This is a genomic window from Ferrovum myxofaciens, assembly GCF_000735045.1.
GTDB classification, from domain to species: Bacteria; Pseudomonadota; Gammaproteobacteria; order Burkholderiales; family Ferrovaceae; genus Ferrovum; species Ferrovum myxofaciens.
This window is the reverse complement of the sequence record NZ_JPOQ01000016.1, coordinates 30,586-51,954: the sequence shown is the minus strand read 5'-3', so window position 1 is coordinate 51,954 and position 21,369 is coordinate 30,586. Positions and strand designations below refer to the sequence as shown.

At 54.3% G+C, this 21,369-nt stretch carries 19 protein-coding genes, 2 tRNA genes and 1 pseudogene; 15 read left to right on the top strand and 7 right to left on the bottom strand.

Annotation, left to right across the window (positions count from 1 at the left end; all coding sequences use genetic code 11):
• Nucleotides 1-46 precede the first annotated feature (46 nt).
• From lepA to pgsA, 11 genes are read left to right on the top strand one after another with little or no spacing between them, the layout of a single operon-like run.
• Nucleotides 47-1,840, top strand: a complete 1,794-nt coding sequence (gene lepA / locus IV91_RS0103800; protein WP_031596134.1) for a translation elongation factor 4 — start codon at nucleotides 47-49, stop codon at nucleotides 1,838-1,840.
• Nucleotides 1,837-2,817 (top strand): signal peptidase I, encoded by a 981-nt coding sequence (gene lepB, locus IV91_RS0103795; RefSeq protein WP_411463791.1) that lies wholly within the window; start codon nucleotides 1,837-1,839, stop codon nucleotides 2,815-2,817. Before lepA ends, lepB begins: the two co-directional genes overlap by 4 nt.
• A gap of 12 nt (nucleotides 2,818-2,829) precedes the next feature.
• Complete coding sequence (rnc, locus tag IV91_RS0103790; RefSeq protein ID WP_197456322.1) at nucleotides 2,830-3,501, top strand: ribonuclease III; 672 nt, start codon at nucleotides 2,830-2,832, stop codon at nucleotides 3,499-3,501.
• Nucleotides 3,502-3,503: 2 nt separating this feature from the next.
• Entirely contained in the window at nucleotides 3,504-4,382 is an 879-nt protein-coding gene (gene era, locus IV91_RS0103785) for a GTPase Era (protein ID WP_031596126.1), read from the top strand.
• On the top strand, nucleotides 4,372-5,100 hold the full coding sequence (recO, locus tag IV91_RS0103780; RefSeq protein ID WP_031596125.1) for a DNA repair protein RecO: 729 nt from the start codon (nucleotides 4,372-4,374) through the stop codon (nucleotides 5,098-5,100). Before era ends, recO begins: the two co-directional genes overlap by 11 nt.
• Nucleotides 5,097-5,822: a pyridoxine 5'-phosphate synthase gene (gene pdxJ, locus IV91_RS0103775; protein WP_031596124.1), complete on the top strand. Its 726-nt coding sequence runs from the start codon at nucleotides 5,097-5,099 to the stop codon at nucleotides 5,820-5,822. The genes recO and pdxJ overlap by 4 nt, the downstream gene beginning before the upstream one ends.
• Nucleotides 5,819-6,199 (top strand): holo-ACP synthase, encoded by a 381-nt coding sequence (gene acpS, locus IV91_RS0103770; RefSeq protein WP_031596123.1) that lies wholly within the window; start codon nucleotides 5,819-5,821, stop codon nucleotides 6,197-6,199. The genes pdxJ and acpS overlap by 4 nt, the downstream gene beginning before the upstream one ends.
• Nucleotides 6,196-7,218, top strand: a complete 1,023-nt coding sequence (gene nagZ, locus IV91_RS0103765) for a beta-N-acetylhexosaminidase (RefSeq protein WP_051862013.1) — start codon at nucleotides 6,196-6,198, stop codon at nucleotides 7,216-7,218. Before acpS ends, nagZ begins: the two co-directional genes overlap by 4 nt.
• A complete protein-coding gene (locus IV91_RS0103760; protein WP_160171520.1) occupies nucleotides 7,181-8,185 on the top strand; it encodes a cation diffusion facilitator family transporter in 1,005 nt (334 codons plus the stop codon). The genes nagZ and IV91_RS0103760 overlap by 38 nt, the downstream gene beginning before the upstream one ends.
• On the top strand, nucleotides 8,182-10,005 hold the full coding sequence (gene uvrC / locus IV91_RS0103755; RefSeq protein WP_031596119.1) for an excinuclease ABC subunit UvrC: 1,824 nt from the start codon (nucleotides 8,182-8,184) through the stop codon (nucleotides 10,003-10,005). The genes IV91_RS0103760 and uvrC overlap by 4 nt, the downstream gene beginning before the upstream one ends.
• A gap of 12 nt (nucleotides 10,006-10,017) precedes the next feature.
• Entirely contained in the window at nucleotides 10,018-10,593 is a 576-nt protein-coding gene (gene pgsA / locus IV91_RS0103750) for a CDP-diacylglycerol--glycerol-3-phosphate 3-phosphatidyltransferase (RefSeq protein WP_031596117.1), read from the top strand.
• A 7-nt stretch (nucleotides 10,594-10,600) separates the two neighbouring features.
• Here the strand turns inward: pgsA and IV91_RS19650 are convergent, their stop codons facing one another.
• Entirely contained in the window at nucleotides 10,601-11,014 is a 414-nt protein-coding gene (locus IV91_RS19650; RefSeq protein ID WP_227509444.1) for a CZB domain-containing protein, read from the bottom strand.
• Between the two features lie 45 nt (nucleotides 11,015-11,059).
• Nucleotides 11,060-11,485: pseudogene (locus IV91_RS19645) on the bottom strand (methyl-accepting chemotaxis protein); the annotation flags it as partial.
• A 385-nt stretch (nucleotides 11,486-11,870) separates the two neighbouring features.
• On the opposite strand from IV91_RS19645, the gene IV91_RS0103740 reads away from it, so the two are divergent.
• A tRNA-Gly gene (locus tag IV91_RS0103740) sits at nucleotides 11,871-11,946 on the top strand.
• 17 nt (nucleotides 11,947-11,963) lie between these two features.
• Nucleotides 11,964-12,037: transfer RNA gene (locus IV91_RS0103735), tRNA-Cys, on the top strand.
• A gap of 14 nt (nucleotides 12,038-12,051) precedes the next feature.
• On the opposite strand, the gene IV91_RS0103730 is transcribed toward IV91_RS0103735, so the two are convergent.
• Genes IV91_RS0103730 through IV91_RS0103710 form a run of 5 tightly spaced genes read right to left on the bottom strand, consistent with a single transcriptional unit; the run spans nucleotide 12,052 to nucleotide 16,814 of the window.
• Nucleotides 12,052-12,996, bottom strand: a complete 945-nt coding sequence (locus IV91_RS0103730; RefSeq protein WP_051862007.1) for a PA2778 family cysteine peptidase — start codon at nucleotides 12,994-12,996, stop codon at nucleotides 12,052-12,054.
• On the bottom strand, nucleotides 12,989-13,387 hold the full coding sequence (locus tag IV91_RS16660) for a PA2779 family protein (RefSeq protein WP_051862006.1): 399 nt from the start codon (nucleotides 13,385-13,387) through the stop codon (nucleotides 12,989-12,991). The genes IV91_RS0103730 and IV91_RS16660 overlap by 8 nt, the downstream gene beginning before the upstream one ends.
• Before the next feature lie 31 nt (nucleotides 13,388-13,418).
• The gene (locus IV91_RS0103720; RefSeq protein ID WP_051862003.1) at nucleotides 13,419-14,225 is read right to left on the bottom strand and encodes a hypothetical protein; all 807 of its coding nucleotides are present in this window, start codon (nucleotides 14,223-14,225) and stop codon (nucleotides 13,419-13,421) included.
• Nucleotides 14,222-15,361, bottom strand: a complete 1,140-nt coding sequence (locus IV91_RS0103715) for an MBL fold metallo-hydrolase (protein WP_051862001.1) — start codon at nucleotides 15,359-15,361, stop codon at nucleotides 14,222-14,224. The genes IV91_RS0103720 and IV91_RS0103715 overlap by 4 nt, the downstream gene beginning before the upstream one ends.
• Nucleotides 15,354-16,814, bottom strand: a complete 1,461-nt coding sequence (locus tag IV91_RS0103710; RefSeq protein WP_031596105.1) for a flavin-containing monooxygenase — start codon at nucleotides 16,812-16,814, stop codon at nucleotides 15,354-15,356. The genes IV91_RS0103715 and IV91_RS0103710 overlap by 8 nt, the downstream gene beginning before the upstream one ends.
• A gap of 91 nt (nucleotides 16,815-16,905) precedes the next feature.
• On the opposite strand from IV91_RS0103710, the gene IV91_RS0103705 reads away from it, so the two are divergent.
• Together IV91_RS0103705 and parC are read left to right on the top strand one after the other, a co-directional pair.
• Nucleotides 16,906-18,900 carry a DNA topoisomerase IV subunit B gene (locus IV91_RS0103705; RefSeq protein ID WP_197456331.1) on the top strand — a complete coding sequence of 665 codons (1,995 nt, stop codon included), beginning with the start codon at nucleotides 16,906-16,908 and terminating at the stop codon, nucleotides 18,898-18,900.
• Entirely contained in the window at nucleotides 18,900-21,284 is a 2,385-nt protein-coding gene (gene parC, locus IV91_RS0103700) for a DNA topoisomerase IV subunit A (RefSeq protein ID WP_200874319.1), read from the top strand. The genes IV91_RS0103705 and parC overlap by 1 nt, the downstream gene beginning before the upstream one ends.
• Nucleotides 21,285-21,369 lie beyond the last annotated feature (85 nt).

Sequence of the window (21,369 nt, the reverse complement as noted above, 5' to 3'; positions counted from 1 at the left end):
AGGGCATCGCTCTGGATGCCCTTTTTTTGTCTACACAGGAAGCAGGATGTCATTGATTCGCAATTTTTCTATCATTGCTCACATCGATCACGGCAAGTCCACTCTGGCCGACCGATTGATCCAATTGTGCGGCGGTTTGTCGGCTCGCGAAATGGAGGCTCAGGTCCTCGACAGCATGGATCTGGAACGAGAGCGAGGCATCACGATCAAGGCCCAGACTGCTGCCCTCGCATACAAGGCCAGAGATGGGCAGACCTACCGCATCAATCTGATCGATACCCCCGGGCACGTGGATTTTTCCTATGAAGTCTCCCGTTCCCTGGCAGCCTGTGAAGGGGCCATCCTGGTGGTGGATGCCTCTCAGGGGGTGGAAGCTCAGACCGTGGCCAATTGTTACACCGCCATCGAGCAGGGGGTGGAAGTTTTTCCGGTGCTCAACAAAATCGACTTGCCTTCTGCCGAACCCGAGCGGGTGATGGCGGAAATCGAGGATATCATCGGCATTTCAGCGACCAATGCCCTGCAGATCAGCGCCAAGACCGGATTTGGCGTGGAGGAAGTTCTGGAAGCCGTCATTGCCCGTATTCCTGCACCGAAGGGTTCCGTGGATGCTCCGCTCAAAGCCCTCATCATCGATTCCTGGTTTGATAACTATGTCGGGGTAGTGATGCTGGTGCGAGTGATGGAAGGGCAATTGCGTCCCCGTGACAAGATACTATTGATGTCCACACACTCCACTCATTTGTGCGAGCAAGTCGGGGTATTCACACCCAAGTCATTGCCTCGAGAATCCCTGGGTGCCGGGGAGGTGGGGTTTGTCATTGCAGGCATTCGGGAATTGCAAGCCGCCCGAGTCGGGGATACCTTGACGCTGGCACTGCGTCCGGCTGAAACCGCCTTGCCTGGTTTTAAAGAAATAAAACCACAGGTATTTGCGGGCCTCTATCCCGTAGAGACCAACCAGTATGAAGCGCTCCGTGATGCACTGGAAAAACTTCGCTTGAATGATTCATCCCTTCACTTCGAACCGGAAACTTCACAAGCGCTGGGATTCGGATTTCGCTGCGGTTATCTGGGCCTGCTCCACATGGAAATAGTTCAGGAGCGATTGGAGCGTGAATATGACATGGATCTCATTACCACGGCACCCACCGTGGTTTATGAAGTAGTATTGCAGGATGGGAGCCTGATAGAAATCGAGAATCCGGCGCGTTTGCCTGATCCCTCCAAAATCGCCGAGATTCGGGAACCCATCATCACGGCTACCATGTTGTTACCCCAAGACTATGTGGGACCCGTGATCACCCTGTGTAATCTGAAACGCGGCGTTCAGTTGGACATGCAATACTCAGGTCGGCAGGTGGTGCTTACCTATGAGTTGCCGTTGAATGAAGTAGTCATGGACTTTTTTGACCGGCTTAAATCCGTTAGCCGTGGCTATGCTTCCTTGGACTATGAATTCAAGAGTTTCCGTGCGGCCGATTTGGTCAAATTGGATATTCTCATCAATGGGGAGCGGGTGGATGCCTTGTCTCTGGTGGTTCATCGGGCCAACAGCCAGTACCGTGGGCGGGAATTGGTGGCCAAGATGCGCGAGTTGATCCCTCGGCAGATGTTCGATGTGGCCGTACAGGCAGCCATCGGCGCCCACATCATCGCGCGCGAGAATGTCAAGGCCCTGCGCAAGAACGTATTGGCCAAATGCTATGGGGGTGACATTTCGCGTAAGCGAAAGTTACTGGAAAAACAAAAGGCCGGAAAAAAACGTATGAAACAGGTGGGCAATGTGGAAATTCCTCAGGAAGCCTTCCTGGCCATCCTGAAAGTGGAGAACAAGTGATGGATCTGTTTTATTGGGGGATCGCAGGCCTCATTCTGTCCGTGCCCGTGGTGGGTTGGGACTTATTCTCGCATCGGCGTCAGACCTCCTTGAGTCCGGCTCTGAGCAATCTGATTCAAGGTGCCTGGTTGCTCCTGTTCGTGTGCGGGTTTGGTCTCTTGCTCAAGATTACCGGGTTTTCGGAAATTCTTCTCTCCGCCAGTATTCTGACGGGACTGGTGGTGGGTTGGGACTGGTGGCGCTGGCGCCGGGGGGGGCGGGTGGAAGCTCATCAGGATGCGCCCTGGCTGGAAATTTCAAAAAGTTTCTTCCCGGTCATTCTGGCGGTATTCGTGGTCCGATCTTTTCTATTCGAACCTTTCAAGATTCCCTCGGGATCCATGATTCCTACCCTGCGCATTGGCGACTTTATCCTTGTCAACAAGTTTGATTATGGCCTGCGTCTGCCCATCACCAATCGGGTATTTATTCCCGTGCACCGGCCGCAACGGGGCGATGTCATGGTCTTCAAATATCCGAAGGATCCTTCCACCAACTATATCAAGCGGGTGGTGGGGTTACCGGGAGATGTGGTGACCTATATCAACAAGCACTTGATCATCAATGGTCAGGAAGTTCCCACTGTCCGCGATGGAAACTTCGGGGATGTGGATCAACCTTTGACCTATGCTACATTCAATCATTACACGGAGAAACTGGGGACTCATCTCCATGAAATGATTACCCTTGACGGACAAGTTCCCGTATTTCTTGCCGAGGTTCGTGATTTTCCCTTCCGTTCGGCTTGCGTATATGGAGATGAAGGATTTACCTGCAAGGTTCCCCAAGGGCAATATTTCATGATGGGGGATAACCGTGACCGCAGTTCGGACAGCCGCTACTGGGGCTTTGTTCCAGATGAAAATATTGTGGGCAAGGCGGTACTGGTGTGGATGAATTTTCAGGATCTCCACCGGATCGGGCGTTCCATTCCCTGATGCGGACCTGACGTGACTTCTCCCACAGGTTTGGAACAACGACTCGGTTATACTTTTCAGGATGCTGCCCTGCTCAGGCAAGCCTTGACCCACCGCAGTCACTCTAACCTTCACAACGAGCGGTTGGAGTTTCTGGGAGATGCCGTTCTCAATCTGGTGGCTGCTCAAGTTCTCTACGAACGGCATCCGCATTGGGATGAAGGTGAATTGAGCCGAGTTCGTTCGCTTCTGGTCAATCGGGAAGCTCTCTTTCGCATGGCTCAGTTTCTTGACTTGGCTCCTGTGATCCGATTGGGCAGTGGTGAACTGCAAGGTGGGGGAAGGCAGCGTTCCTCCATTCTTGCAGACACCATGGAAGCCGTTTTCGGAGCTCTTTACCAGGATGGCGGGTTGACTGTGGCGATTCCGCTCATCATCCGTCTTTTGGAACAGGCTGGACTGGATTCCGCTGCGCTTCAGCAAGGTGGCAATAAAGATGGAAAAACCCGTCTTCAGGAATGGCTGCAGGCGCGTCATCATCCTTTACCTGTCTACGAATTGCTGGCACGCGAAGGGGTGGATCATGCCCCACATTTCCGGGTTCGTTGTCAGATGCAGGGCAAGGAAGCCTTAGGGGAGGGGAGAAGTCGGCGCGATGCTGAACAGCAGGCTGCCCTCAATATCCTTCAACAACTGGAGACCTGATCATGCGTGTCGGTCGCATTGCCCTGGTAGGGCGTCCTAATGTGGGTAAATCCACGCTTCTCAATCAATTAGTGGGGCAGAAGCTGAGCATTACTTCGCGCCGGGCACAGACCACGCGTGTTCAGGTCCAAGGAATCCTGACCATGCCAGAAGTCCAGATGATCTTTGTGGATACCCCTGGTTTTCAGCAGCAGTATGGAGGAATGCTGTACCGTTCCATGAATCGAAGTGTGACTGATGCGCTGGGAACCGTGGATCAGGTGGTCATGGTGGTGGAAGCACTGCGCTGGACTCCTGCGGATCAAGCCATTCTGCTGCAGATTCCTGCAGGGATACGTCCCTTGCTGGTAATCAACAAGGTGGATCGGGTTGCTTCTTCAGAGCGGATGATTCCCTATTTGCAGGCAAGACAGGAAGAAACACGGTTTTCTGCCATTTTCCCGGTCAGTGCCTTGCAGCGTTCCTGCCTGGACCCTCTGGTCCGGTATCTCGGCCAACATCTGCCAGAAGGCCCTCTCCAATATGAACCGGATCAGGTTAGTGATAGAACGGAACGCTTTTTTGTAGGGGAATTCATTAGAGAACAACTTTTTCGCCAACTGGGAGACGAATTACCCTATGCCACGGCAGTGATGATCGATCGATATGTTCAGGAAGAGCGTTTGATTCGAATTGAAGCCACGCTGTTGGTGGATAATCCGGGCCAAAAAGCCATCCTCATCGGTCAGCAGGGCAGTCGTCTCAAGGCCATCGGCACTGCTGCCCGTCTGCAAATCGAAAAATTTCTGGAATCGAAGGTTTATCTCGGTTTGTGGGTCAAGGTCAAGAGCGGTTGGGCTGAAGATGGAACCTTGCTCAAACAACTGGGTCATGACTTCTGAAAAACGCGGGACGACCCACGAAGATCAGGGCTTCGTTCTCCATACCACTCCTTGGCGCGAAACCAGTCTGGTGGTGGAGGTTCTTACCCCGCACAACGGACGAATTTCTCTGGTAGCCAAGGGCGTCCGACGCCCCCGTGCTGCCCTGCGCGGGGTATTGCAACCCTTCCAACCCCTTCATCTGGTATGGTACGGCCAGGAAGGACTGCGCATTCTGAAAAGTGCTGAATGGCAAGGGGGACAACCTTTATTGCAGGGACGGGCATTATTTTGTGGATTTTATCTCAATGAATTGCTTTTTCGTATGGTGGTTCCGGAGGATAATCAGGAACTTCTGTTCGAGTCCTACGGACGGGCATTGTTCCGTTTGGCGCTGGAGCCGACACAGGAACCCATTTTGCGGACATTTGAGTATGAATTATTGCAAAGTCTGGGGGTTGCCCCCGTTCTGGATCGGGAATCTCTGACAAACCTGCCCGTGGTTGCTGAAGTTCTTTATGGTTTGGATCGGGATGGTGCAGTCGTCCGGCTCGGACCGGGCCAGGAGAATGCAGTACAATGCCACGGCAAGACCCTGCTGGACATGGCCAAAGGTAACTATGGGGACCCACGTTCCGCCCAGGAATGTAAGCGGGTCATGCGCTGGTTGCTCCAGGTTCATTTGGGAGGGCAAGAATTGCATACCCGTCGTATTCTTCAGGAGATTCCCACGTTATGATCCAACTGGGCGTAAATATCGATCATATTGCCACGCTTCGTCAGGCTCGTGGCACCCGTTATCCCAGTCCGGTACGAGCCGCATTGCTGGCCGAATATGCCGGTGCTGATGCCATTACTCTGCACCTGCGTGAGGATCGACGTCACATTCAGGACCGTGATCTGGAAATTCTGCGGGAGGTGTTGACCATTCGGATGAATCTGGAAATGGCAGTGACCGATGAAATGCTGGCCATCGCGACGCGCATCCGTCCCCATGACGCCTGTCTTGTACCGGAACGACGTCAGGAATTGACCACGGAAGGGGGATTGGACGTGGTTCAGCAGTTTGAACGGGTACGCCATGCCTGTACGGTTTTGGCGGCCGCAGGGGTGCGTGTTTCCCTGTTCATCAATGCGGATCGGGATCAACTGGAAGCGGCACGGGCTGCAGGCGCTCCGGTGGTGGAGTTGCACACCGGGCAGTATGCCGAAATGGATGGAGAAGAAGAGATACAAAAGGAGTTGGAACGGATTCGCAATGCTACCGAACTGGGCACCCGTCTGGGTCTGAGGGTCAATGCCGGGCATGGACTGAACTACCACAATACCCGACCGGTGGCAGCGTTACCCTTGATTCGTGAACTCAATATAGGTCATGCCATTGTGGCCCATGCACTTTTTGTAGGATGGGAAAGCGCAGTGCGTGAAATGAAAGCCCTCATTCTTGGGGCTACGGCATGATACTGGGCATGGGGGTAGATCTGGTTTCCCTGGAGCGGATCGACGGGGTATGGAAGCGTCATGGCGAACGCTTTCTGAAGTACCTTCTGACACCGGAGGAACAGACAGAGTTTTCTCGGCAAGCCGCCCCGGAACGCTTCCTTGCCAAACGTTTTGCCGCCAAAGAAGCCTTTTCCAAGGCGGTTGGAACGGGCATGCGCGCGCCGGTGCTGTGGCGGTCCATTGGAACAGCCCACAATGCGTTGGGCGCACCCCAACTGGTTTTTGAGGAACCGCTCGGAGTCTGGTTGCAGGCTAGAGGTATTACCCGAACCTGGCTTTCCATCACGGATGAAAAATCTCATGCATTTGCCTGCGTGGTGCTGGAGGGAACATGAATCTGGGACCTGTGATGCTGGATGTTGCCGGGCTAGAACTTCGGCCCGAAGAAAAGGATCTATTGCGTCATCCTGCAACTGGGGGAATCATCCTTTTTTCGCGTAATTATGAGAATTCGGCACAGGTTACCCATTTGATCCGTTCCCTGCGCGCCGTGCGTCCCGAATTGCTGGTGGCGGTGGACCATGAGGGAGGCAGGGTGCAACGGTTTCGCTCAGAGATGACGGCGATCCCGGCCATGGGAAGCGTGGGTGCTCTCCATGAGCAGGATCCCGCGCGGGCCGAAGGATGGGCCACCGATTGTGGAACGGTCCTGGCCTGGGAACTGACCCAATTGGGGGTCGACTTTTCCTTTACGCCGGTTCTTGATCTCGATTATGGACGCAGTGCAGTGATTGGAAATCGTTCATTGCACCGTGAGCCAACGCGCGTTTGCGCCTTGGCTCGAGCTTTGGTACGGGGATTGCGTGGGCAGGGTATGAGTGCCGTGGTCAAACATTTTCCTGGTCATGGTCACGTGACTGTGGACTCCCACCTCGGTTTGCCTGTGGATGAACGCACCTGGGACGAACTGGAATCCGCCGATCTCATTCCATTCCGGGCGCTACTGGACTGTGCGGGAGTGGGGGCACTCATGCCGGCGCATGTTCTGTATTCTGCCATTGCACCGGAACCCGCCGGCTTTTCCCCCTTCTGGTTGCAGACACTGTTACGCCAACGCTGGGGATTCGAAGGCATGATCCTTAGCGATGATCTCACCATGGGTGGTGCCGTTACCTGGGGAGGAGGGGCGGAGGAACGTACCCACCTGGCCTTGGATGCGGGTTGCGATGCCGTTCTGGTGTGCAATGATGTATCAGCTTCTGAACAAGTGCTTGAAAGTTTGGAAAGAATTTCTTTTTCGCCGCAACTTGCACAGCGCTGGATGAAAATGCGCGCTACCTCCGATGCGCCACTTTTCCAACGGGAGCGAGACTATCATGAGGCGCACCGGCGTCTTCAGGGCATGGAAGAATAACATGGGGTTGGGCCATCATTCCCATTCCCATGGGCCGGGATCAGGACACCGGAGTCACACGAAGAGAGGAACGCAGCAGGCGCACCAGCATCACGATCCTGCGGACCATGTTCATCATGGAGCTCGTCCAGCCACGACTAGAGCCATGTTGGTTGCACTGATTCTGACGGTTGCCTTTGCCTTGGTAGAGGCTTTCACAGGATGGTGGTCGGGTTCCCTGGCGTTGCTTTCCGATGCGGGCCACATGGTTTCCGATGCACTGTCACTAGGCTTGGGAACTCTGGCGGTCTGGATCGGTAAACGACCCCCCACCCAACGTCACAGTTATGGTTTGCAACGGGCAGAAATCATCGCTGCGGCTCTGAATGGGTTATTGCTGCTGGGCGTGATCGGCATCATTTCGGTAGAAGCTTTTGAACGCATCACCCATCCTTCCCCCGTTCATCCCTTTCCCGTGATGGGGGTGGCCGTGCTGGGGATGATTTTGAATACCCTCAATGGCTGGATGTTGTCACGCATGGAAAAAGGGCTCAATACTCGAGCATTGCTGATCCATGTGTTGGGGGATTTTCTGGGCTCTTTGGCAGCCCTGATTGCGGGGTTCATCATCTGGCAAACAGGGTGGATGCCCATCGATCCCATTCTATCCCTGGTGGTTGCCGGTCTGATGCTTAACTCCACATTTCAGATTCTGTCTGAATCAGTGCACGTACTCATGGAAGGGGTACCCAAAACTGTTTCGTTGCATGAGGTCGGTGAACAACTGGCGCACACACCCGGGGTCATTGCAGTCCATGATCTGCACATCTGGACATTGACTTCTGGGATGATGGCACTTTCGGCGCATCTGGAGGTGGAGGCGCTGACCAACTGGCCGGAATTATTGACTCTTTTACGAGCCCGCCTGATCCATCAGCACGGCATCGAGCAGATTACACTGCAACCGGAATTGCGCCGTCCTGCATGACCAAACCAGGCTCTCTGGCCGACTACCGAGCCACGCTCCCCAATCAACCCGGGGTCTATCGCTATTTCGACCACCAGGGAAAATTGCTTTATGTCGGTAAGGCGCGCCAATTAAAGCGGCGCGTGGATTCCTATTTTCAACGGGAATCGGAAAATCCGCGCATTCGTTTACTGGTTTCTCTGATTGCCACCATCGAAGTGACCCTCGTGACCTCTGAAACCGAGGCTCTCTTGCTGGAAAGCAATTTGATCAAGACTTATCGGCCCCGCTTCAACATCGTTTTTCGGGATGACAAAACCTACCCGTACCTTCAGTTGAGTTCTCATGAATTTCCCCGGCTTTCCTGGTATCGCGGAAAACTGCATCCTCCCCATCATTACTACGGTCCCTATCCCAATATCTGGGCGGCTCGCTCTGCACTTCAGTTTTTGCAGAAGCTATTTCTTTTAAGAACTTGTGATGAAAGCACTTTCAAGAATAGAACCCGCCCTTGTCTCGAGTATCAAATCAAGCGATGTTCTGCGCCTTGCGTCGGATTGATCGGAGCCGCCGAGTACGCTCTGGCCATTCAGCAAACCGAAGATTTTCTCAAGGGAAAGGAGCAGAGGATTTTGAATGACCTGCGAGACCGCATGAATCAAGAGGCCCAGGCATTGAATTTCGAGAATGCAGCACTTTTGCGTGATCGCATTTCCCTCATTCAACAGGTGCTCACCCAGCAAACCGTTTCCACAGGGGTGGCACGAGATGTGGATATATTAGCCCTGGTATGCCAAGAGCAGGAATTCGTTCTGAATTTGACCATGATTCGCCAAGGACGCCATATCGGCGACCGAAATCTGTTTCCCGATCATGCCGAGACCGCCACGGTTGCCCAGGTGATGGAAGCTTTTTTGACTCAACATTATGGAGAATATCCTCCCCCTGCCCAGATCATTTCAAATCATCCTGTGCCTTCTTCCGAATTGCTGCAGTGGATGAGCGAAAGAATTGGGCGGCGTATTTCGTGGGTCCAGGCTCCCCGTGGAATGCGTCGTGTCTGGTTGGAGGGAGCGCTGACCAATGCGCAACAGGCCTGGGCTCAGCACCAATCGCAGCGTCTGCACGAAGAACAACGCTTGCAGACACTACAGCAAGTGTTGGAACTGGACGCTCTACCCATGCGCATGGAATGTTTCGATATCAGTCATACGCAAGGCGAGGCAACGGTGGCTTCCTGTGTGGTTTTCCAGCAGGGCCGCCCCCACAAGCAATCCTATCGCCAATATCACATCGATGGCATCACTCCCGGAGATGATTATGGCGCCATGCGAGTCGCTCTGGAACGACGCTATCGAGATCGGGGGGAATCGCTTCCACTCCCTGATCTTCTTCTGATCGATGGTGGTAAAGGGCAACTCGCCGTGGCCACTGAGGTATTGCGGATCCTAGACCTGCAGATCCCCGTATTAAGCATTGCCAAGGGACCCGCCCGAAAGGTTGGCGCAGAGACTCTGTGGATACAAGGTCATGCTACCGAACGACATCTGGCTCCGGAAAATCTTGGTTTTCATTTGATTCAGGCGATTCGGGATGAAGCGCATCGTTTTGCCGTCTCTGGACATCGTCAGCGCCGTCAAAAACGCCAGGAACATTCATTGTTGCAGGATATTCCGGGCATAGGAGATAAACGCCGACATCTCTTATTGCAGCAATTTGGGGGGTTGAGGGGAGTGGAACGGGCCAGTGAAGCAGATATGGCGGCAGTTTCTGGCATTGGAGACGCTCTGGCCCGTAAAATATATGTGACTTTACATGGCGCACCGGACAGGAATGGGTAGAATGAGCACATCATGTTGATGACCATTCCCAATCTGCTCACGCTATTGCGCCTGCTACTGATCCCATTGTTCGTGGGCGTATCCTATTTTCCGGATCATTGGCTAGCGGTTCCTTACTCTGGACTGGCTGCGGCTGCTCTCTTCGTGCTCGCCGCTTTGACCGATGCTTTCGATGGTTACCTGGCGCGTCGCCTTAACCAGACCACTGCATTTGGAGCTTTTCTCGATCCTGTGGTAGATAAATTGATGGTCATGGCCGCCCTGATCGTTCTCGTAGACCTGCAACGCGCCCCCTCGGTTCTGGCTCTCATCATTATCGGTCGGGAAATCACCATTTCAGCCTTGCGCGAATGGATGGCTCATCTCGGCAAGAGTGCCAATGTCGCTGTTTCTACTTTGGGTAAAGTGAAAACTGCTGCACAGATGGTGGCAATCCCTTTTCTACTGTACGACCATCCCCTGTTCGGCTTCATTCCCTGTCACTGGATTGGTTCCTTCGCTCTTTGGGTGGCTTCCGCACTAACCTTGATCTCCATGGCCTACTATCTCCAAATGGCGATCAAGGCGGGAGCAGCCACCCGCACTTGAAGCATGCTTATTGTTCCTGAGTGGCGCAAAGAATGTCGCTGTGAGCCTCACTGCTGGCCGCCATCTTTTCCAGTCCGGTCATAACCCCCAGACTGGCGCTCTCCATCTTTTCCACATGATTGGCCACCAAGGCATGCTGACCTCCTTCATGAGCAGTCAGAGCACGAAGAGCATGCTCGTGTACCTGAACATGAGGTGCATCGATTTCACTGTAGCCTGGAAATTTTGAGAAATTTGCCCGTCCTTCCCCTTCGTAATACCATTTGCCCAGACGGCATTGGGTATGGTTGGAAAACTGGTGGGACTTTTCATGAGAAATCCCAAGCAAGACCCGATAAACGTGAAACTTGAAGACCAGGTGGTCGATCTTGGCCAGTTCACAAAAGGCGCGCAGGGCTGTTGCAGCAATGGCTTTCTCCATGCTGCTGGAGATATCCAGAACAGAACGCATGGTAGTGGCGGTTTCTTGACCTTCATGACTGTAGTCCACGGATTGTTGGGCTAACTGGGTCATTTGGGTGCGGCTGATGGAACTGTCGGAACGAATCTGTTCTACCAGACGAGAAATTTCTCCGGTGGCGTTAGCCGTCCGCTCTGCCAGTTTGCGCACCTCATCGGCAACCACTGCAAATCCACGTCCCTGTTCGCCAGCGCGGGCAGCCTCGATGGCCGCATTCAAGGCCAGCAGATTGGTTTGGTCAGCCACTTCCTTGATCAACTGAATGATCCGGATGATTTCCTGGGCTCGTCCATCGAGACGATCCACCTGTTCGGCTGTTTTCTGAGAAGCCGAGGACAGTGCGACCAAATTAGTGGAAATTCTTTCCACGGCGGTACGACTGGTGATCGAGACACCTTGGGCCTTGATCGCTTGTTCTTCCTCGCGCCGCATGGATTCGGACAATCCCGCAAAACTGGTTTGAACATCCGTGATGGAATGTCCGAAACTGTCCAGATGATGGAGCAAGGACTGTTTGAGCGCCAACTCCTGAACTTTTGATTGCAACTGACGTTCCTTGTCCTCCAGTAATCCTTGCAAACGTTCCACTTCGGACTGTTCTTGCTCCAACTGTTGCTCTAGCCCACGACGTTCCTTGTGCCACGCATCATCCTTCTTTTTATTAGAAAAAAACATGGATCCTCCAAATCATGATGTCATAAGAGGGCCACACGCCAAGCCCCATGGGTAATGTACCACTATTGGCCAGTGGTGAGATCACTAAATATGAAAGGGGATTTGACGCCAACTCAAGAGATGGTTAGAATGTTGATCTTTCGCGGGAGTAGCTCAGTTGGTAGAGCGCAACCTTGCCAAGGTTGAGGTCGCGAGTTCGAGACTCGTCTCCCGCTCCATTTTCATTCTTTCCCCAGGCGCGATAGCAAAGCGGTTATGCACTGGATTGCAAATCCATGTAGGTCGGTTCGACTCCGGCTCGCGCCTCCACCTCTTTCTTCGCCTTATTTTTCCTGCGTCTCGTTGATTTCCTTAAGGGTTTTTTCATAGAGAGAGCGATGAACATCGCCCAGTGACAGAGCCTTGGTGATCGCTTCACGGGCAGCCGGAAGGTTTCCCAGTGCGCGCCAGGTTTCCGCCAGATTATTAAAAGCATCGCCTTCCAAGGGGTGTGCCCGAGTGACTTCCTGGTAATCTACCAGCGCTTCCGGGTAACGATGGGCCTGAAAAGCCAGGGCACCCAATCCCATCCAGGCGCGGTAACTTTCCGGCCAGCGTGTCAGGGCGTTGTGATACCCCTGTGCAGCCAGATTGGGAGCAAAATTTTCCAGGGGCACAATCTGTGTCAGATAGGTATTTTCCGTGGCACTGGCAGGCACCGTGCCCGCAGCGGTAATAACCAGAGCCCAATTTCCTCCAGGGCGCCAGGATTTCTCAAATTCAGCAAAGGTCTCCGATAGACGTTCCTTTGTTCCGGAATGAAGCCATAGGGTTTGGGTGGGTAGGTCATATCCGATGACCACTGCATAGTGCCAACTCCCTTCCAGTAATCCGATCTTCTGCAAGATCAACACCGGATGGTCATGGGCGACTTCTATCAACAGCGCAGAAAGACTGGGTGTCAGAAGAAAAGGGATGAGGCCCTGCTGGCGAGTTGCCCCGATCAGGTCCAAGGGCAGAGAACCGTGCAAAGCGGGAGAGTACACATGGGGAACCAGTTCCTGGGGAGAAACCGGTTGTCCTGCCCAGGAGAGGCTACTGGCCAATGCGGCAGGTCCGCACCAATCCTTGTCATCCGGAAAAAAGGGTACCCGGGCGAGTATGACCGTGGAGGGGAGTGCCTCAGGCAATTCAGGAAGGGTCGGATGGGATGCGCATCCAGCCAACAGGAGGATCAGCGCTGCCCAAGCACCCGAAGGGAGACGCCAGCGCTGTAACGATTCAAACAATCAGAACGAGCAGGATTGCGACCAACAAGATGATGATGATGTCCGTGGTGGTCAAACTGGAGAAACTTCCTCCCGCCGGCATTTCCCGAATTTTATTGGCCAGATTCCGCGCTTCACTGTCGCTGAGCAGAGAGAGACGCTGAGCTGTAATGATAGAACCCAGACCTAATTCTTGAATCTTTTTCTGTACTTCAGCGCGGTCTACAAAGTGTTGTACGGCTTGACGGTCTTCATCGGGTGTCAGCGGGCGATTTGCATCGGGGGTTGCACTGGGCGAGGGAGCCGGGTTGAGTTGGGTGCTGGGAATGAGTTCGGCATGGGCCACCAGACTCCCCCCCAGCAAGGTAAGGGAACAGACATTAACGATCACGGTACGAATCCATGGTTTCATGACACTCTCCTTTCAAACTGGCTTGTCTATTTCAAGCAGACTTGTCCATTGTAGCCGACTCTCGGGATGACGACAACAAAGTGGCGGTCAATGGGCCAAGATCGCCCAGAGTTGCCTGAATACATTCGGAATTCTTGATAAAATAAACTCCCGAATAACTCCCCGTGGTAATCCAGTGATGAGGTTCCATGGGGATGCCTCGTTCGCGACATTGTTGAAGAAAGGGTTGGAGAAGGGTGCGCGGGTCCCCGGCAGGGTTGCCGGAAGGGAATTTGGCCTGTTCGTTGCCTCCTACCTGAAGAGAGACGGGCGGGGTCAGATAGGGGAAATCTGGGTCATAAGGTGCAGGCGAACCCAGCAAAAGCGCGCCATGGTTCTGCAGGTCTGACAGTTTCCAAAATTCAGGAATATGGGGCCAACCCAGAAAACGACTGGAAACCACTTCAATGGCACAAGCCATTTCAAGGATACCTTCATGCAAAAACGTTTCTTCAGACATAGGTTTTTTCTCTTCGAGAACTTTTGGCGAGAGACGGAAGGCCAGTTCCACCTCCAGGCCCCGGATAGCCCCAGGAGGAAAAGATAAAAGAGAATGTGAGGTTTTAAGCGCTGTGCAGGGCAGGGGTGAGCCCCACACTCCTCCATCGGGGTTGATCCCCACTTTCCAGGCCCCGATGGGTTCCTTCAGATGGTTCAGAATGGCCTCCTGCAATTGATAGGCAGTTGCGATGTTGGTGGGGCCATGTGCTGGAACGGGCAGACAGAGTTGATCGATCCAGGCACGGGCAATGTCCTGAGCGACTGTTTTCCATTCTTCCGGGAGTGAAGGGCGTGTCATGGAGTCCTCGGTGCAGTCAAAGAGAGCAGGGGGAGAGAATACGTCGTGATTTGTCCCAGAGGAAGAACCGTGAAGTTGGCACGGGGGATGCTTGCCTGTTTCAGGGCTTTATCGAGGTCCTGGGGAGGCTGATCTGGATTTTCATCGCTCAAAGGGAAGGTCCCCCAATGGATTCCGAACGCGCGCTGAGCATGAATGTCGGAGAAAACTTTGACGGCTTCGGCCGGATTCACATGAAATGGGCGCAGGTACCAATGCGGTTGATAAGCACCGATGGAAATGGCCGCCAAATCGAAATAACCGTACTTGACCCCGATATCATGGGTATCCTCGGAATGTCCCAGATCACCGGAAAACCAAAAACGGAAGTGGGGGAATAATACGGCCCAACTGCCCCATAAAGTCTCATCCTTGTCGAATAGACTGCGGGTAGCCCAATGTTGTACGGCATCGAAATGAAACTCGACGGGGCCCTGTCGTCCCGGTAGGGTGACGTGTTGGTCCCAGTTCAACTCCAGTACCTGTGAACCCGGGTCTGCCCCAGGGATTGGCACATTGTCGAGGAACCAGGATCGATTGCCCAAGGGCAGCAGGAACCGGGGAGGGCCGCCGCGCTGACGGGCCAAGGCACGCATACTGGGTAAATCCAGATGATCATAATGGTTATGGGAAACCATCACCACGTCGATATGGGGCAAATCAGCCAAGGAAACTCCAGGGGGCTGGTAACGTCTGGGACCTAAAGGAGGGAGAGGACTGGCGTAGTTGGAAAAGATGGGATCAAACAGGATATTTAGCCCATCCACCTGAAGTAGGAGGGTTGAATGGCCAATCCAGGTGACTTGCGGAGCCAGTCCGGGATGGGTCAGCGCCTGGAGATTGACTTGCACCGGTTGAGGAGGGTGATCGGAGGCATGATCCAGTTCGCGCCACCAGTGGGTGAGCAACCATTGAAAGAACCCACTGCGCAGAGCCGGCATGGGGTAACGGTTCTGATATTCCTGACCTATTCTGAGTGCGGGCCGGGAAGGAAAGTCATTGACGATGGCGATTTCATCCGGATATACGAAAAGTGGAATCAAAACCAAACCAAGTCCACACAGGCCCATCCGGATCAGGTGAGGGAGACTATGCATATTCAAAGTCCTTTGCGTTGAAATGGCGAGTACGCCACCAGTAACTCAGGGAAAATCCCGGCCAGAGCGCGGTATTGCGTCCCGCAGGGTCCAGATACCAACTTTGGCACCCCTGCATCCAGAGCGTCTTTTTCGAACGCTGGTTCATTTCTTTCGCAAAGGCCTCATAAACCTGCGCACGTACCCTGAACTCATTTTTTCTCTGTGTTGTGACATGAGCCAGGGCCGCCTGAATCCAGCGCGTTTGACACTCGATCATGAAAACGATGGAATTATGCCCCAATCCGGTGAAGGGACCCGTCAGCAGAAAAAAATTGGGGAACGAAGGCATCATCATCCCCAGATAGGCACTCCGTTGCTTTTTCCAGAACTCTTCCAGAGTGAGGCCGTTTTCTCCTTTAAAAAGACGGGCCATGGGGTTGTCCTGATAACGGAATCCCGTGGCCAGCACCAGCACGTCCAGGGCGTGGCGGGCACCGGTTTCAGTCACCAGATGGGCGGCCTCGATATGATGAATGGGATCGGTTTCGAGGGTGACATGGGGAAGTTCCAGAGTAGACCACCAGGTATCAGAGAGCAGGATGCGTTTGCACCCCAAGGGGGTTGTGGGCATGATTTTCTGGCGCAACTGGGGATTGGCGACTTTGTGAGCCAGATTTCGTCGTACCCCCCCCTCGATCCTGTGCATCAGACCTGGCCAGAGAAAAGCCAATCCTTTGAGTTCGCGGGTGAGGTAGAGCCAGGCGCGGTACGTCTGGCGTAGAAAAGGTAACCTTTGGAGAAGCCTGCGGGTTCCCGTGGCATAGGAATGATCCTTGCGATCCACGACCCAGGGTGCCGTGCGCTGAAAAATGATCAACTGCGCGACCTCCTGCGCCAATGCCGGCCCCACCTGGATGGCAGATGCGCCGGTGCCGATCAGACCGACCCGCTGTCCTTTCAGAGTTTGATCCTTGGGCCAGCGGGCGGTATGCAGAAGCGGCCCGGTAAAATTTTTCAAACCCGGCAAATCAGGCCAGGCCGGTTCGCTCAAAGGCCCGACTCCTGCCACCAGGAAGCGGCAAGTCAATCGACTGCCATCGTTGAGTTCGACTTGCCAAAGTTGCTTCTGTGCCTGCCATGCGGCAGATTTAACCTGTGCCTGATAGCGTATTCGGGAGCCCAATGAGTGCGCCAGATGGGCCAGATACGCTTCAATCTCCGGTGCTTCTGCATATTTGCGTTGCCAGTCCCAAGGCGGGGCACAGGAGAGAGAGTACAGATGAGAGGGGACATCGCAGGCGCACCCAGGGTAACGGTTGTCCCGCCAGGTTCCGCCAGGGGATTGGGCCTGCTCCAACACGATGAAGTCTTCCTGCCCGGCCTTCATGCGGTGGAGGGCGATGGACAGACCGGCAAAGCCCGTACCTATGATGATGAGGGGCCAGTGATGAGGAGGAGGCGAAACAGTCATGAGTGATTCGGATTGGCACACCATGGAAATTCATGCGATGATTACGGGGTTATACTACCTTCATTTGCCTGCTTGGGTGTAATTGACCGTAATGATTCAGGATCTGGCACCATCGAACAATAGTCAGTACGGGGACGGAAGCATACGCGTACTCAAGGGGTTGGAGCCCGTCAAGGAACGTCCTGGGATGTACACCCGGACTCAAGACCCCACTCATATTATTCAGGAGGTCATCGACAATGCGGCGGATGAGGCCTTGGGAGGATATGCCCGTAAAATCGAAGTGACTCTCCATGAGGACGATTCCGTCAGTGTCGAAGATGACGGTCGCGGTATTCCCTGCGGAATCCACCCTGAGGAGGGGGAACCCACGGTGCAGTTGGTGTTTACACGATTGCATGCAGGAGGAAAATTCGACAAGAAATCGGGACAGGGCGCTTACGCCTTTTCTGGAGGATTGCATGGTGTCGGCGTATCTGTCACCAATGCCCTGTCACGGCGTCTTGAGGTTACCGTCAAGCGGGAAGGCAAGATTCATTTCATGGCCTTTGGTGATGGGTTCGTCACCGACCCCTTGACGGTCCAGGGAACCTGCGGGATGCGCAATACCGGAACCCGCGTACGGGTTTGGCCGGAGCCCCGTTACTTTGACGAACCCCTGATCAACTTGACCGAACTGGAGCGAGGACTACGCTCCAAGGCTGTGTTGTTGCCCGGAGTCAGCGTACGGCTCAAGAGGGAAGGGAATGGTCGTCTCCTCGAACAAACCTGGCATTATCCAGGAGGTTTGGAACAGTACTTGTCTGAAAGAATGGGTGAAGACCCCTTGCTGATTCCGGTTTTTACGAGCGAGCGATTCTTCGGGGTCGAGGAAGGGGATAGTTTTGCGCCGGGAGAAGGTGCGTCCTGGGCTTTCTCCTGGCATGAAACCCGGTCCTTGCAAGGAGAGTCCTTTGTCAATCTGATTCCCACTTCGCTGGGCGGGACCCATGAGGCGGGCCTGCGCACGGGTCTTTTCGAAGCACTCAAATCTTTCATCGAACATCATGGTTTGTTACCACGAGGCGTGCGTTTGCAATTGGAAGACGTCAGTGCCCGGCTTCAGTTCATCCTGTCGATCAAAATGCTGGATCCCCAGTTTCAAGGGCAAACCAAGGATAAACTGACCAGTCGGGAAGCTTTGAAGTTGGTGTCCACCCTGGTGCGCGATCCCTTTGAACATTGGCTCAATCAGCATGTAGAGCATGGCAAGGCCCTGGCTGATCTGGTTATTCGTCAGGCCATGGCGCGCATGAAGTCTGGTCAGAAAATAGAGAAACGCAAGAGCAGTGGGGTGGCTGTTTTACCGGGAAAATTGACGGATTGCGAGTCTGAACGGATCGACGAACGGGAGTTGTTTCTGGTGGAAGGGGACTCCGCTGGGGGGTCAGCCAAGATGGCGCGCAATAAACTGACCCAGGCCATCCTGCCACTGCGGGGCAAAGTCCTGAACAGTTTCGAAGTGGAACAGGGACGTCTGTTTGCCAATACGGAAATCCATGACATTGCGGTGGCTTTGGGCATCGATCCCCATGCCCGCGGGGATCCGGTGGATCTGTCTCAACGTCGTTATGACCGGATCATCATCATGGCCGATGCGGATGTGGACGGTAGCCATATCAAGGTACTCCTGTTGACCTTGTTTTTTACTCATTTTCCTGCTCTGGTTTCCGGTGGTCATATCTGCGTCGCTAATCCTCCCCTGTATCGACTGGATGTCTCGGCACAGGGCAAGCGTCCGGCACGCAAACTCTACGCCCTCGACGAGGCGGAACTGGTGGGGTTGGAAGAACGTCTCAAAACCGAGGGCGTACGTTCAGGAGGCTGGACCGTGGGACGATTCAAAGGGTTGGGGGAAATGAACCCCGAACAGTTGTGGGAAACCACCATGAATCCGGAAACCCGTCGAATTCTCACGCTTTCCTTGAAGGACGGGGAGTGGGAAGACACACACCTGTTATTCAATCGTTTGATGGGCAAGGGAGAAGCCGCAGCACGACGGGAATGGATGGAGCGCCAGGAAGTGACACTGGCATTGGATATCTGATGGCGATGCTCCCTTCCTCAGATCAACTTCCCCTGATCGGTGATCTCTTTGCCGGATTGGAGGAACCGGTGGCAGATACCCCTCCCACCGCCTCTGGCGAGGAAAAAGCGACTCCTTCCCTGGCGGACTTCGTCGAACGCAGTTACCTTGAATATGCCATGAGTGTGGTCATGGGACGGGCTTTGCCGGATGTCACCGATGGCCAGAAGCCAGTACAGCGCCGGATTCTCTTTGCCATGCACGAACTGGGGCTGTATCGTCCGGCACGGCACGTCAAGTCCGCTCGTGTGGTGGGGGATGTCATTGGGAAATATCATCCCCATGGCGACAGTGCGGCTTATGAAGCACTGGTTCGTCAGGCGCAGGATTTTACATTACGATACCCCCTCATCGACGGACAAGGCAACTTCGGTAGCCGTGATGGTGACGGGGCGGCGGCCATGCGCTATACCGAATGTCGTCTAACCCCGCTGGCAGAATTACTGCTGGGAGAAATTACTGAAGATACGGTGGATTTCGTTCCCAACTATGACGGATCTTTTCAGGAACCCACCCTGTTGCCCGCACGCCTTCCCATGGTGTTGTTGAACGGGGCTTCAGGGATCGGAGTGGGAATGGCGACGGAAATCCCTTCCCATAACCTGACTGAAGTGGCTCAAGCCCTATTGGTGCTCCTGGAAAATCCGCAGTTGACGCTCGATGAATTGATGTCATTGATTCCAGGGCCGGATCTACCGGGCGGGGGCCAGATCATTTCATCTTCCCAGGATATTCTCGAGGCCTACCGGACAGGACGAGGAACCTTGCGCATGCGGGCACGCTGGAACATCGAACCGCTGGCACGGGGACAATGGCGCGTGGTGGTGACAGAACTTCCGCATGGGGTATCGACCCGATCCGTGCTGGAAGATGTGGAAAAATTGACCAACCCCCGGGTGCGTGAGGGTAAGAAAGCGCTTTCTCCCGAGCAGGCCCAACTCAAAGCCCTGTGGCTCAGTACGCTGGACCTAGTGCGTGATGAGTCAGACAAAAATGCTTCGGTTCGTCTGGTTTTCGAGCCCAAATCGAGCCGACAGGACCCGCAAGCATTCGTCAATCTTCTGTTGGCGCATACTCCACTGGAAACCAACCTGTCCCTCAATCTGGTGATGCTGGGACGGGATGGGCACCCCCGTCCCAAAGATCTCAAAACTATTCTTCAGGAATGGTTGGAGTACCGTTTCCATACGGTGGTTCGGCGTACCCGTTTCCGTCTGGAACGGGTGGAACGACGCCTTCACATCCTGGAAGGTCGTCAGCGCATTCTGCTGGATATCGATGCGGTCATTCGGTTAATCCGCGAATCCGACGATCCCAAGCAGGATTTGATGATGGCCTATCCATTGAGTGCGCTACAAGCCGAAGATATCCTGGAGATCCGTCTGCGTCAGTTGGCTCGTCTGGAAGGCGTGCGCATCGATCAGGAAATCGCCCAACTGCGTGGCGAGCAGGAAGGGTTGCAACATATTCTGTCGGGGAGAGAAGCGCAGGCTCGTCTGATTGCACAGGAAATTCGTTCTGACCTGACGACCTATGGAGATGCACGAAGAACGCGCATCGAAGCTCAGGCAGCAGTGTCCCTGGATACCCCAGTGCTGGATGAACCGATGACGGTCACCCTGTCCCGTCAAGGCTGGATTCGTGCCCGCCAAGGGCATCACCTGGACAGTGCTCAGTTTTCGTACAAGGCCGGGGATGAAGCCTGGATCGTTCAGGAAACCCGTTCCATCCATCCGCTCTTTATTCTGGATACCCAGGGCCGGGTCTATACCCTCAAGGGTGCGGATATTCCCGGAGGTCGGGGTGAGGGAGTTCCGCTCACCAGTTTGATCGATCTTCCACCGGGCGCGCGAGTCGCCCAGGCCTTCGTGGCTTTGCCGGGAGAACAATATTTGGTGGCTGGGTCTGGAGGGAACGGCTTCATGGTGGCGCAAGAAGATCTGGTATCCCGTGTCCGGGGAGGAAAATCTTTTTTGACCTTGGAAGACGGGGAAACTCCGCTCCTCCCTCTGCGTCGAAGGGCAGGGGAAACCCATGTCGCCGCCCTGTCCGAAGGGGGGCGCCTCCTGTTGTTTCCGCTGGACGATTTAAAAACACTAGCCCGGGGACGAGGAGTGATTTTGATGGCCTTGGAACGGGACGAAGCATTGCGCGCCGTTACCTTGGTCGATCCCGCACAGGGACTGGTTATTCAAGGGACAGGACGGGGCGGAAAAATCGCCCAACTGGTAATGACCGCCTCCCAACTACAGCGGCATATTCTCATGCGCGCGCGCAAGGGAATGTCGTTGGAATCAAAAATCAGCCCGTTGGGTTTTGGAGTTCCCCTGGAACGGTCTGTTTGAACCTGGCCCAGAAAAAGAACGATTCAGGTTATAATCAGAAACGGGTTGTCCGTTTTGCGGTCAATTTTCTGAATGACTTTGTGAA

Bases quoted from the DNA above. Each gene is read 5' to 3' on its own strand.
- lepA (WP_031596134.1), top strand. From the start codon at position 47: ATGTCATTGATTCGCAATTTTTCTATCATTGCTCACATCGATCACGGC.
- era (WP_031596126.1), top strand. From the start codon at position 3,504: ATGCGTGTCGGTCGCATTGCCCTGGTAGGGCGTCCTAATGTGGGTAAA.
- recO (WP_031596125.1), top strand. From the start codon at position 4,372: ATGACTTCTGAAAAACGCGGGACGACCCACGAAGATCAGGGCTTCGTT.
- pdxJ (WP_031596124.1), top strand. From the start codon at position 5,097: ATGATCCAACTGGGCGTAAATATCGATCATATTGCCACGCTTCGTCAG.
- acpS (WP_031596123.1), top strand. From the start codon at position 5,819: ATGATACTGGGCATGGGGGTAGATCTGGTTTCCCTGGAGCGGATCGAC.
- nagZ (WP_051862013.1), top strand. From the start codon at position 6,196: ATGAATCTGGGACCTGTGATGCTGGATGTTGCCGGGCTAGAACTTCGG.
- IV91_RS0103760 (WP_160171520.1), top strand. From the start codon at position 7,181: ATGAGGCGCACCGGCGTCTTCAGGGCATGGAAGAATAACATGGGGTTG.
- uvrC (WP_031596119.1), top strand. From the start codon at position 8,182: ATGACCAAACCAGGCTCTCTGGCCGACTACCGAGCCACGCTCCCCAAT.
- pgsA (WP_031596117.1), top strand. From the start codon at position 10,018: ATGTTGATGACCATTCCCAATCTGCTCACGCTATTGCGCCTGCTACTG.
- IV91_RS19650 (WP_227509444.1), bottom strand. From the start codon at position 11,014: ATGGAGAAAGCCATTGCTGCAACAGCCCTGCGCGCCTTTTGTGAACTG.
- IV91_RS16660 (WP_051862006.1), bottom strand. From the start codon at position 13,387: ATGAAACCATGGATTCGTACCGTGATCGTTAATGTCTGTTCCCTTACC.
- IV91_RS0103720 (WP_051862003.1), bottom strand. From the start codon at position 14,225: ATGACACGCCCTTCACTCCCGGAAGAATGGAAAACAGTCGCTCAGGAC.
- IV91_RS0103715 (WP_051862001.1), bottom strand. From the start codon at position 15,361: ATGCATAGTCTCCCTCACCTGATCCGGATGGGCCTGTGTGGACTTGGT.
- IV91_RS0103710 (WP_031596105.1), bottom strand. From the start codon at position 16,814: ATGACTGTTTCGCCTCCTCCTCATCACTGGCCCCTCATCATCATAGGT.
- IV91_RS0103705 (WP_197456331.1), top strand. From the start codon at position 16,906: ATGATTCAGGATCTGGCACCATCGAACAATAGTCAGTACGGGGACGGA.
- parC (WP_200874319.1), top strand. From the start codon at position 18,900: ATGGCGATGCTCCCTTCCTCAGATCAACTTCCCCTGATCGGTGATCTC.